At 50.9% G+C, this 12,322-nt stretch carries 10 protein-coding genes; 5 read left to right on the top strand and 5 right to left on the bottom strand.

Translation table 11 applies throughout. From position 1 onward, the window contains the following. Positions 1-299: 299 nt before the first annotated feature. A complete protein-coding gene (locus FQ179_RS05785; protein WP_149396283.1) occupies positions 300-1,595 on the bottom strand; it encodes an amino acid deaminase in 1,296 nt (431 codons plus the stop codon). 71 nt (positions 1,596-1,666) lie between these two features. After that, complete coding sequence (locus FQ179_RS05780; RefSeq protein WP_149396282.1) at positions 1,667-3,106, bottom strand: RNA-guided endonuclease TnpB family protein; 1,440 nt, start codon at positions 3,104-3,106, stop codon at positions 1,667-1,669. A gap of 36 nt (positions 3,107-3,142) precedes the next feature. On the opposite strand from FQ179_RS05780, the gene tnpA reads away from it, so the two are divergent. After that, positions 3,143-3,577 (top strand): IS200/IS605 family transposase, encoded by a 435-nt coding sequence (gene tnpA, locus FQ179_RS05775; protein WP_149396281.1) that lies wholly within the window; start codon positions 3,143-3,145, stop codon positions 3,575-3,577. 276 nt (positions 3,578-3,853) lie between these two features. Here the strand turns inward: tnpA and FQ179_RS05770 are convergent, their stop codons facing one another. The 3 genes from FQ179_RS05770 to FQ179_RS05765 all read right to left on the bottom strand — a co-directional run bounded on the left by FQ179_RS05770 (position 3,854) and on the right by FQ179_RS05765 (position 5,856). Beyond that, positions 3,854-4,462 (bottom strand): UDP-N-acetyl glucosamine 2-epimerase, encoded by a 609-nt coding sequence (locus tag FQ179_RS05770; RefSeq protein WP_255474843.1) that lies wholly within the window; start codon positions 4,460-4,462, stop codon positions 3,854-3,856. 13 nt (positions 4,463-4,475) lie between these two features. Then, on the bottom strand, positions 4,476-4,784 hold the full coding sequence (locus FQ179_RS22420; protein WP_223146194.1) for a UDP-N-acetylglucosamine 2-epimerase: 309 nt from the start codon (positions 4,782-4,784) through the stop codon (positions 4,476-4,478). Positions 4,785-4,950: 166 nt separating this feature from the next. Next, on the bottom strand, positions 4,951-5,856 hold the full coding sequence (locus tag FQ179_RS05765) for a LysR family transcriptional regulator (protein WP_149396280.1): 906 nt from the start codon (positions 5,854-5,856) through the stop codon (positions 4,951-4,953). 296 nt (positions 5,857-6,152) lie between these two features. Here FQ179_RS05765 and FQ179_RS05760 point away from each other — a divergent pair, with 296 nt between their 5' ends. The 4 genes from FQ179_RS05760 (at position 6,153) to FQ179_RS05745 (ending at position 12,276) form a co-directional block, all read left to right on the top strand. Further along, complete coding sequence (locus tag FQ179_RS05760) at positions 6,153-7,130, top strand: tripartite tricarboxylate transporter substrate binding protein (RefSeq protein ID WP_149396279.1); 978 nt, start codon at positions 6,153-6,155, stop codon at positions 7,128-7,130. A 76-nt stretch (positions 7,131-7,206) separates the two neighbouring features. Beyond that, positions 7,207-9,273: a hydantoinase/oxoprolinase family protein gene (locus tag FQ179_RS05755; RefSeq protein ID WP_149396278.1), complete on the top strand. Its 2,067-nt coding sequence runs from the start codon at positions 7,207-7,209 to the stop codon at positions 9,271-9,273. Next, complete coding sequence (locus FQ179_RS05750; RefSeq protein ID WP_149396277.1) at positions 9,263-10,924, top strand: hydantoinase B/oxoprolinase family protein; 1,662 nt, start codon at positions 9,263-9,265, stop codon at positions 10,922-10,924. The genes FQ179_RS05755 and FQ179_RS05750 overlap by 11 nt, the downstream gene beginning before the upstream one ends. A 35-nt stretch (positions 10,925-10,959) precedes the next feature. Then, complete coding sequence (locus FQ179_RS05745; protein ID WP_149396276.1) at positions 10,960-12,276, top strand: FAD-binding oxidoreductase; 1,317 nt, start codon at positions 10,960-10,962, stop codon at positions 12,274-12,276. Positions 12,277-12,322: the final 46 nt, after the last annotated feature.

The following is a 12,322-nucleotide window of genomic DNA, read 5'->3' as shown; positions in this document are numbered from 1 at the left end:
GGTACTGGGTAGAAATTGCCATAGACTGATTTTTTGCTTTTATTCTTTCTGCATAGAAAGATCATCAGTCAACTTGAATGCTACGCTGCAGTGTTACAACTAGGTGTAGCCAAAACTTGGAGCCAGCCAAAGGCCGCGTAAATTATTTTATTGAGGGCGTTATTGGCTTTTTAGTGTTCAGCTTGTATATATTATTGTTATGTTCAGCCATTAGCACCTGACGTTACTGTTACACAGTGATAACTGTCAAGACAATTGTTGCACTATACGTTGGCGCGATACGCCTGCTCTGCGGTAAGTTAAAAATATGTCTCAACGGCTCCCGTCACGTTGTAATCGTCATCAACCAGGCAAATGACCCTCCACTTATCAAACGTTAGGCACGGGTGAGAAATACCGAACTGAACCATGTCGCCCACCTGCAAAGGCGAGTCTTCAGGAACAGTCATGTGGCAATGCTGGTCGTCCAGCTGCGTGACCACATGCGCGTCAGCAAGTGGCTGTGGTTTGTCTTTAGAGTCAACTCGATACCAACGCTGCGGTAAAGGCAATTGGTCGTGTGAAACGTCGCGCTTGCCCACATTAAGAATTGCTTTTTTTGCCTCGGGACGCGAGATTACATAGCCCCACACTTCGAGTGCAGGAATAAACCCGTCGCCCAACTCACGCGCCTGTGCGGATCGATCCGTGATCTTTTGAAATGCGCGTTTGTACATAGACGCATCATGCGTAAGGTAACAGCCGCTGCGCGTCACAATGACGTAGGGCTGCGATAGGGCGAGATCGGCGAAGCTCTGAACAACCAAGTCATAAAATGCAGAGCCACCCGCGCTAAGGATGATGGGGCCGGCGCTGAAGCGCTGATCCGCATCGCACTGGTGGGCAACCTTGACCATAAGGTCGAGAAACCCTCGTACCTGCTGCTCGACTGCCACACCCGCCTGTGCAGGTATCAAGCCTTCAAACCCCTCGATACCTCTAAGTGCCAGAAAGGGCGATGCGTCGCCAATGGCTTGCGCAACGTCCATGCACTGTTCATAGGTGCGACAGCCTGTACGGCCACCTTCGCAGCCGACCTCCAGAAAAACTTGCAGCGGTCTGGCTATGCCCGCTTCGCGTACGGCCTGTGCAAGGTTGTTGACCAGTGCAACGCTATCAACCAGACAGTAAAAATCAAAATCTGGATCGTTACGCAGTTCCTCCACGATGTAAGCGACTGCCTGTTTGCCGACTAACTGATTGGCCAGCAGAATTCGATTGAAACCAAAGCGGCGCGCCACTTGCACCTGATGACTCGTCGCTAACGTAATGCCCCATGCGCCGTCGTTGATTTGCATTTCAAACAACTGAGGGCTCATGCTTGTTTTACCGTGAGGCGAAAACAGGCAGTTGCCAGCCGCCAGGAAACGCCGCATCCAATCACTATTGTGTTGCAACGCAGAATTTTTCAGAACCGCGACGGGTAATGTTAGCTCTTCACGCAGTAAATTCCACCCCTGTTTGCCTATGTCGGTAATGGGTATGGGCTGCATGCGACCTGGCATGCCTTTAACGCGCATATCGATCGTTGAAGGGGTATCGTTTTTAAGTTTCATGGTCACGTTAGTTTCCAATTAATTAAAGCGATTTTGGGGTACCTGCCTTTAATTAATGAATTCTCCCACCGCTAAACGCCAAGCGTTGTAGCGGGGGTTTCTCGCTTCAACGATACCCACGCCAGGGTGTTGCCACCCTGACGATTTACCGGTATCTCCACGAGCGTAGGCTGAATCTCTCCAGCCGGTTCGGAGCATCCCGCCCCTACCTTATTTGTTTTTTGCTTGGTAATCCCCACGCGTTTAACGTTCTTCTTTACTAGGCCGTCGCTCAAGATGAGTGAGACGCCACGTTTAACCAATACTTTTGCAGCGTTGGTATCCGCGTTTTCGGTGAAGTAGCAGCGTTGACAGACAAAACTGGCTTGCGAGAGCCGGTTGTCCTGATGAGTGAAGCCGCATTGGCTGCACTCCTGCGAAGAATAGTGCGGGGGTACCTCAATACTCAGCTTTCCTGAACGGCGAGCCTTGTATTGAGTATAAAGTTTGATTTGGCTCCAGCCAGAAGCGAGAATGGACCGATTAAGGCCCGCCTTCTGACGTACATTTTTACCCGGTGCCTCGATGCTCCCTTTGGCGCTAGCGGTCATATTTTTGACTTTTAGCGCCTCAAAGACAAACAGCTTGTAATCCGTATCGGTCACCAGGGCATGACTGGTTTGGTGGCAAAAATCCCGGCGCACGTCAGCGCCATAGCGTTGGTAACGGGCCACACGCTGTTTGGCTTTTTTCCAGCGGCCAGACCCTTTTACCCGACGTGCCTGGCGACGCTGCCAACGTTTTTTGAACTTGATCTGTTTCGCAACCCGTTTTTTTTGAATGTCAGAAAAATCGAATTGTTGGCCATTACTGCCTGCCAGAGGCGTTTTAACGCCTCGATCCAGGCCCAACGTCATCGATGTTAACTCAGGCGTATTAAAACCTCGTAACCACGCCGCCGTTTCTTCGTCTGTAGGCTCAGCCACACCATCGTCATAGTTAAACGACACATGCCATCGACCTGCCTGTACGCTTAGGTGAATGGAGGATGGCGATGTATAGCTGCAATGGGCGATAAAGGCCAACGTGCCGATTGGATGCTTTTTCGTACCAATATGAAGCGTATGGGTCACTTCACCGGTGTCTGGATTGGTGGTGGGTACGAACCTAAACAACTCACTGGTTAACCATACCGACTGTTTCCCATGCCTTGTTTGGATGACGGGACGCCCACCCAGGCCGGCAAAATAACGCGCGTACGCCTGCATCCATTTGGTCGCACCATTGCGCAGCACCTGGCTAGGGACGTCTGCGAGCCAAGGGGTTAATTCTGGGTTTTTGAACTGACTGTATTGCTGGTCGATAGGCGCAAACTGGCCGGTATGGCTCAGCGATTTGCGCGCAAATTTTCGGTAATAACGGTCCTCACCCACTTTAGCGTTATAGATAAATCGCTGACACCCGATCCAGCGCAACAGTTTTTGCTGTTGGGCCGGCGTGGGATAGCAGCGAAAGCGATTACCGATTTGCATGGTACGATTATAGCATAAATCAGTTAAGGCGCAGACATGCAAACTACCAGTAAATCTCTATCTCATGCCGTTTATAACATTAAGCTACACGTTGTTTTTGTAACCAAGTACCGACGCAAAACGCTAACGCCTGAGCTGCTGGATTACCTCCATACTGCGTTTTCTGAAATTTTGGCAGCCTGGCGTTGCACGCTCGTGGAATTTGGCGGTGAGGCCGATCATGTACACCTCTTGATAGACATCCATCCCGCGCTGGATATTTCGGTGCTGATCAATAATCTTAAGACGGCCAGCGCCAGGCGTAGTAGAAATCGATTTGCCGAGCACTTGGCACCTTTTTACTGGAAACCCATGTTTTGGCATCGCGCTTACTTTGTGGGTAGCGTGGGCGCAGCCACGCTGGAGACGGTTAGAGCTTATGTGGAAAGCCAAGGGACCGAAGAACATGCAAGGAAAAAAGACAAGGCTTAACAAGCACCACTCGCTTGACCCTCACCCTGCCTGTTTGGCTAGGGTGGGGAATGCGCTCGCAACATGTTCAAATAATGATGAGCAAGTAGCGCGGCACGACCACACCAACCCGACCTTATCCCACGGAATGCCTTTCTGTATACAGCTAGTATTTTTTGCTTAGTCTATACCGCCACTGCAAGGGCTTCAATGGGCTATGTCGTACTATGCGCTTGCTGCGGCCCCTTTTAATTGCAAAAGCCTGACTGCTCCGTCAACATGCCCAGGAACGGATGCTCAAATCGTCTTACTTGTGGCGACGCACCCACCAAACAACCCCTCAAGCTGCGCCACAATACGCTCGGCGGTATGCCCATCCCACTTCTCAGGGATAGCTCCTTTCTTCCACTTGCCCGCAAACGAGCGATCAAGCGCGGGCTTAAGCTTGGCTGGGTCGGTACCGATAAGCTCGTTGGTGCCGACCGTAACGGTTTCAGGCCGCTCTATGGTGTCGCGCAATGTTAGGCACGGAACCCCCATGACCGTGGTTTCTTCCGTAACGCCGCCAGAATCTGTAATAACGCCCAACGCATGCTTTACTAAATAGTTGAACTCAAGATACGGCTGAGGGTCGACCAGTTTTATGGAAGGCGGGAAGTTGTGCAACGCTTGCAAGGTTTTAGCCGTACGCGGATGAACGGGAAAGATCACCGGCATGCCATGCGTGCCTTCAACAATCGCGTTGACCCACTCCGAGAACGACGCAAGCTTATCCACATTGGCAGGGCGGTGCAGGGTGACGACGAAGTAGTTGTTTTTCTTCAGCTGCAGCGCTTCCCAAAAGTTAGGCACACGCAACCTGCGCTGATTAGCGAGCAAGCTATCGATCATGGTGTTGCCCACCATGAAAATACGATCCTCATCGATGCCAGCCTGCCGTAAATTGCGGCTGGCGTCTTCGGTTCAGCAGCAACGCCTCGTACTTTTGCATAATGCTGCCGGTCTGTTCAGCTTGCGTGCCAGAACCAACCTCAAGATTGACATCGGGCAGGGGTATTTCTAGTTGTTCGAAAAAATCCCCCGACATCTTGGCATCGTAATGCTGGCCGGTGTGAACCAGGCGATAACGCAACGGGCCACCATCAGCAGTGCGCGCCTTTAACGCCTTGATAATGGGCGCTATTTTCACGAAATTAGGACGTGCGCCTGCAATGATGTCACTCAGCATAATTCTTGTTAATTATTGAATAAGCGTGGAAGGGTTTGAGCTGTATCGTTTTGTAAATACTCACCAGTATAGGTGTGGATTTATGAAGCTGTGTAGCTAGGCTTTGCGGTAGCACCGCTCGCAACGTCGTCCATGGCATCTGCAACAACCGCAAAACAAATACACATCACTTCAACTCAAGCGGATCCCTAAGGTACTCAATAAACGTCAAAGCCTGTTTTGAGAGCTCCTTCTGGTCTGCAACGATAAGGCCAACCGTCACCTCTCGTTTGGGGCTAAATGGTATTCGCTCGATATTAGGGAACACGCCGTCTGTGGCAAAAAAATTATCGACTATCGCTGCACCGTAGCCTGCGTTAACCAGTGAGTAAAGAGCAACTGAGTGGTTTACCGTGATGCTGGCCTCATACCTTAATCCGTACTCGTGGAACGCACTTTCTATCAATTTCGTATAGGGCAAGCTGGCTCGATAAGAAACAAGCGGAAAAGGTTGCAAGTCTTGCGGCGTGACCATTTTCTTCTTTGTTAAAAAGTGGCCCTTGGGAACGATGCACACCAATTCCGAAGAATTAAGCTTTTGCGCGCCTGGATATGGCGTATCAGTTGGAAAGTGCAGCAGTCCGAAATCAATCAGATTCTTTTTGGCACGGAGCAGGATTTGATCGGTCTGCGAGATATTAAAAGTAATTTTAATATCTGGATGAATTTGCTTCAGTCTCGCGATTGCTCTGGGAACCATGGCAATGGATAGGGTTGATACCGCTTCAAACCACAAGCCATCCTCTGCGTCATCTTTGATCTGTCGAACTCGACGTTCGAACCCTGCAAGTTCTGTTTGGATCAGCTCTGCTTCTCTCAACAAGCGAAACGCGTAATTTGTTGGTTTGAGCCTGCCGCCTGAACGGACGAAAAGCTCAACACCTAGAAGTGACTCTAGCCGGGCGATAGTTTTGCTGATTGTGGGTTGCGTGGTGTAGAGCAGCTCGGCTGCGCGCTGAGTGGTGCCGTTCTCCATGACGCTCAGGAATACTTCAATTGACCTTAAATTACCGCGTAAAAAGCTGGCGTCCATTCGTTAACCTTTTTGGCACTCGTTACATAACGCCGAGCAGCGTTTTATTGGATGGAAGCGCGACGATAAACAACACGAAATAGCCCCATCGCTAGAAGCTTTTCTAACAGCGAACGCACATCACTGGTACCCAAGATCATCTAACTATGCCATCCAGGCATAGTTGAGTGGCTTTAAAGAATTAGACGGTGACGAGCACTGCGACTACGATCTGCTTCAGTGATAAGAAATAAACAACACGATCACACTTTCAACCCAAGTTTACCGCCTAAAAAAATACCAAAGGAGAAGACATAGTGAAACTGATCAAAGCTTTCGCTTTAACACTGATGGCAAGCATTCCACTGCTTTCGGCGCAGTCGCAAGCGCGTGAAGCATTTCCGAAATCGACGGTATCTTTAGTGATACCGTTCGCGGCTGGTGGAGGCGCTGACATCATTGCCCGTCTACTGGCAGAGGGCCTGGAAAAGGAATGGGGCAAGCCCGTAATCGCAGTCAATAAGCCAGGCGCGGGTGGCCAGATAAGTATGCAGTATATGGCGAAGGCTAAGCCAGATGGCTATACGATCGGGGTGACAACTTCGGGCACGCTGGCCGTCAACCCCACTGTGTACAAAGAGATCAACTACGATTCAATCAATGCCTTCGAACATGTCACTATTTTGATTGAAGTGCCATTTGTTTTGGTGGTTGATAGTAAGTCGAAATATAAAGACCTGGCCGGTTGGGTAAAGCATGCACAAGACAACCCAGATCGTGTTTCGCTTAGCAATGCAGGTATCGGAAGTCATCAATATTTAGCAGCACATCATTTTGCAGATACCGCAAAAATTAAGCTGAATATGATTCCATACAGCGGTGGGCCAGCCATGACGGCCGATCTCTTGGGTGGGCATCTTGACGCTGTTTTTGACAACACCATGGTTCAGCTGCCGTTCATAACTGATGGAAGAGTACGCGCTTTAGGTGTCTCGACACCCGAGAGAGTTGCTTATTTACCCAGCATACCCACGCTGAGCGAAGCTGGGGTGCAAGGGTATACAGAGTCGGCCTGGTACGGCTTGGTAACCCCTGCTGGCACACCAAAACATATTGTCGAGGCCATCAGAGAGACCGCAACGCGTGTTTTAAATCAGCCCGGTGTGACAAAAAAACTGAACGATATGGGGGCTACCGTTGTTGCCTCGAGTTCGGATGCTGCCCTGCAACGCGTTCGGGATGACATGGCACGATTCAAAAAGATGGTTGACCTTATCGGTTTGCAGCCACTCTAGGTCGAACTCGCACTATATGGCGCAGGGCATCGAGCCCTGGTGTAACAGCGGTAAATTAATTTTCTAGGGTGGTTTGATGGCTATTCGTATAGGTGTGGATTCTGGTGGTACGTTCACCGATCTTTGTACTTTTGACGAGAACACGGGCGAGTTAAGCGTCAGTAAAATCGCGTCGACGCCACACGATCCTTCGGAAGGGATCGCTGAGGGTGTACGCAATATGCTGCGAGATGTAGGACGACGGGCGCAAGAAGTTAGCTTTCTGGGGCATGGCACCACGGTAGGCACTAACGCGTTGATCCAACTGAAAGGCACCAAAACAGCCTTGGTGGTTACAGAAGGGTTCAGGGATCTTCTCGAGATCGGTCGACAAAAGCGGCCTAGCCTATACGACCTTTACGCCGACAAGCCAGTAGTTCTGGTTTCGCGCGATTTGCGTTTTGAAATTTCCGAGCGACTGAAGTTTGATGGAAGCGTCGTCACTCCGTTCGACCTGGATGGCCTGGAGGAAATAATTGAAACCATACGGGGCAGCGAGGCCAAAGCCGTAGCGGTTTGCTTCCTCTACAGTTTTATTAATAACCAGCACGAAGCGCTTATTAAACAAAGACTGCAAGATGCGCTTCCTGGCGTTTTTATTAGCGTATCCAACGAAGTAGCGCCTGAGTTTCGCGAATTTGAGCGTATGTCCACGGTTGTAGTCAATGCGTATCTCGGTCCGATCATGAAGACCTACATCGATCGCCTAAAGCATCGGCTTGATGATTTTGACTTGGTCGTAGAACCAAAGTTGACCCAATCAAATGGTGGGGTTATTAGCTTTGAGTCTGCGTCAAAATTTCCAGTTCGAACGGTGTTGTCTGGCCCAAGCACCGGCGTCGTTTCTGCGCAAAAAATCGCAAAAATGATCGGATTGGAGGACATCATTACCTTCGATATGGGGGGCACCAGCAGCGACGTGGCATTGTTGATCAATGGGACGTGCAACCTAAGCAGCCATTCCGAGGTGCATGGTTACCCCTTGAAGGTGCCAATGCTGGACATCCACACGGTTGGGGCCGGTGGGGGGTCAATCGCGTTCGTGGATGAAGGGGGGCTGATGAAAGTGGGGCCTGAGAGCGCCGGCGCCTTCCCTGGGCCTATTTGTTACGGAAACGGCGGCACAAGCGTAACCGTTACCGACGCCAATATCGTACTTCAAACGTTAAACCCTGAACGTTTTCTTGACGGAAAAATGCAGGTTCAGCGTGAAAAAAGCGTTGATGCAATCCAAGTGTTGGCGGATCAGCTAGGCATTGGGCTGATGGAGACGGCCCACGGCGTTATCGCTGTGGCCACCTCAAACATGGCCAAAGCGATCAGGGTAATTAGCACGCAGAGGGGGTACGACCCGCGTGAGTACCCGATGATGGCCTTTGGTGGCGCGGGGCCGTTGCATGCTGCGCGTTTGGCTCGCGAGCTGGAGATCAAGAAAATTGTTGTCCCACTGTACCCCGGCGTGCTTTGCGCGATGGGGTTGCTGCTGACTGATCTATCCACCAACTTTATGGCTACCAAGATTTTGGGCATGGATGACAAACCACTGGTGGAGCTTCAGGCAATTTTTAGTCGGCTATTTGAAGATGCCGAACAATGGTTTGTGGCTGAAGATGTGCAATTGGAAGACCGAGATACAGAGTTGTACATGGATATGCGCTATGTGGGGCAAAACTATGAATTACCGATAAAAGTTAGTAAAAACTTTGCCGATGAAGCCGATTTGCTTAGCGCGAAAGAGGCGTTTATGCAAGCTCATCACAAACAATACGGTTTTTCGGGTGATGACCCAATCCAGCTGGTTACCTACCGCTTGGTGGCTACCGGGAAAACAAAACATATACCGCTAAAGCAGCATGCTGTGAAAAGTGGCGATGCATCCCAAGCCGTACGCGATACGCGAGACGTTTGGTACAGCGAGCATAAAGATTGGCGCAAAACAACAATATATGACCGCAGCCTGTTGCAGGCAGGTGACCGCTTTCAAGGCCCCGCCATTGTTGAGCAGATGGATACCACAACCGTCATTCTTCCTGGCATGTCAGTGGAAGTTGATTGCTATCTCAATCTGGTTATTGAAGACATAGAGGCGCATTATGCATCTTAATAAAACAGTTAATTTAGACCCAATTACCGTTGAGATCATCGGAAACGCATTTTCATCCATAACTGAAGAAATGGGCGCTGCGTTAGTTCGGGCCAGCCATTCAACGAATATCAAAGAGCGACAAGATTGCTCGACCGCCATATTTGGCGTGGCCGGTAATGTGTTGTGTCAGGCCGAACATATCCCGATGCACCTGGGTAGTTTCCTGGGCATCATTCCACACATTATCAAGCGCAATGACATTTCCAGCTTAAAGGAAGGCGATGTATTCATAGGCAACGATGCGTATGAAGGGGGGGCTACCCATTTGCCCGACATCGTCATTGCACAACCCGTTTTCTTCCAAGAGCAGCTTATTGGCTGGGTTGTGAACACGGCGCACCATGCTGACTTTGCTGATCGTGGCCATGCACATATTTACCAGGAAGGAATTCGCATTCCTCCAATCAGGCTATATAGAGCGGGTAAATTACAAGAAGACGTTCAAGAGATGTTTTTATTGAACTGCCAAGTTCCTGGTGAGCGTTTGTCAGACCTTAGAGCGCAATTGGCTGCTAATCGCACAGGTTCAGATCGATTAATCTCGTTGTGCAATAAGTATGGCGTCGATGTAATTCTTGCCGCGGGAGAAGCCTTGCAAGACTACGCTGAGCGCAAGATGCGCGCCGGTATCAGGGCGATACCAGACGGTATTTACTCTTTCTCTGATCGATTTGAACTGTTCGGCAGTAACATCGATATGGAATTATCAGTTGATATCGAAATCCGTGGCGATGAAATGGATTTGCGATTTGATGCCCCACCACAGGTACGCGCTGGCCTGAACCTGGTTTTTACCGGCTTGTTAGCGTGCGTCTACTATGGCGTGAAGGCCATGATCGATCCCACGATTTTGCCTAATGCGGGCTTGGCACGACCATTGCGTGTCACTGCGCCTAAAGGCTCCGTATTGAACTGCGTACTGCCAGCAGCCGTAAATGGCCGTATTGCGATTGCACAGCGTGTGGTGGATATTATTTTTGGTGCCTTATCCAAAGCTGTGCCGGATCGATCTATTGCGGCTGGAAACGGCTCCTGCGTTGCTGCAACGTTCTCAGGCACTAAACCCGATGGCAGCATGTGGGTTTACCTGGAAACCATTGGCGGCGGCATGGGCGCCCGGAAAACCAAAGACGGTCTGGACGGTGTGCACGTACATATGACCAACACGTCCAATTTGCCTGCGGAGTCGCTTGAGCTGGAGTACCCCATTACGCTTTTAAAGTATGAGCTCGTCGACGGCTCTGGGGGGTGTGGAAAGCAACGCGGTGGAATGGGCTTACGACGTACTTACCTTATGGAGGCTAGCTGTCGCTTAACCGTCAATAATGTGTCCAGGGTTAACTCGATGCCTTGGGGGCTGGATGGTGGCGAGAGCGGTGCCGGAAGCGCCATTCGATTTTTCCGCGATGGAAACGCCTTGCCCGAGGACACCCGAGACTTCATCAGTGGCGATATTGTGGAGATCATCACACCGGGGGGAGGGGGGTACGGCCCTGCCGTATTTCGCAAGCAACGGGATGTAGTGCGCGACCTGTCTGAAAGGGTGATCACCCGTCAGCAGGCCGACACCCACTATCAAAGCCAGGTGGCTGAACCGGCAATTGCTTAACTCCATTTGACCTCTGAATTTCGGGTTTACTTATTATGCTTCAATCATCGAAAAAAACGACTCATCCCGTGTATTTAAGTCGTGCAGGGTGGAATTCTCTGCTTCCAGAACGCACCGTCAGCAAGCATCCGTTAACCGCACGACGCGTCAAGAGTCTTGTGATTGGAGGCGGGTACACAGGCCTGGCCGCAGCGCGACGACTTGCCGAGCTGGAGCCCGACTCAGAAGTGGTTGTGCTTGAAGCGAGTGAGATCGGTGAGGGGGCTGCAGGGCGAAACTCCGGGTTTCTCAATCGCCTGCCTAACAGGCCGATTGCCAATGAGCATGGCGACGTTGCGGAAACGGCTCGGCGTCAAATGCGGCTTTACAGTGCAGGAACGGCGTGGTTAAGTGAATTGGTCCAAAAGCACAGTATCTCGTGCGATTGGGATGATGTTTCGCCCCGCATTAGTGCGGCGGCGACTGACGAGGGGGTGACAGCCCTACAGGCCACAGCGAAGCGATATCTGAGCTGGGGGCTAACATGTGAAACGCTGAGCCAGGGTGATCTACAGGCCCGGCTGGGAACGAATTACTATAAATTTGGGTTTAGCACACCGTACAACACGTTTGTTCAACCCGCTGCATTAATTCGCGGTTTGGCGGACAGCCTGCCCGCAAATGTACACCTAATAGAAAACCTGCCTGCCCTGAACATACGCGAAGGCAAAACGTACAAGGTAAACACATCTATCGGCGAGTTCGAGTGCGACAGGTTGATTCTCGCCAATAATAGTTTTGCCAAGCGTTTGGGCGTTTTGTCTAGCAGGCTTATTACCATTTTTACCTATGCCGGGTTAACCGAACCCCTGGATGATAGTGAGTTCTCCTTGTTGGGGAACGAACCCTCGTGGGGTGTAATCCCGGCCCATCGGCTGGGTAGCACGTTGCGTAAGGTACGGGGAGGCCGCTTTATGGTGCGCAGTGCGTACTCCTATGAACGCGAACTACCGGCCGAACACGCCTCGTCAATGCTGTCCGAGCTCTATAAAAATCGCTACGCTCATTTACGCTCGCACAAGTTTGAAACCGTTTGGGGTGGCTGTACAGCCCTCACAAGAAATGGTGCGCCATTCTTTGGACGAGTCAGGCCTGGGCTTTATGCATCGGTGGGGTGTAATGGATCGGGCGTACTGCGTGGCAGCATACAAGGTCGTCTGCTTGCTGAAATGGCCTGCGGGCAGGACTCCGACCTGTTGTCGGATCAATTGAAACTAGCAGGACCTACCTGGATCCCCCCCGAGCCCATCCGAAAGATTGGTGTGCTTTCGGTTATCGCAATGGAGCAGCGTAAGGCAGGTCTAGAACGCTAGGTTACCGCTTCGCTTTTGCAAACATGCGTTGATTCGACGTTACCGT

The organism is Pusillimonas sp. ANT_WB101 (assembly GCF_008369125.1).
Classification (GTDB): Bacteria; Pseudomonadota; Gammaproteobacteria; order Burkholderiales; family Burkholderiaceae_B; genus Allopusillimonas.
Note: the sequence above shows the minus strand (reverse complement) of the source record. Positions and strands in the feature narration are given on the sequence as shown.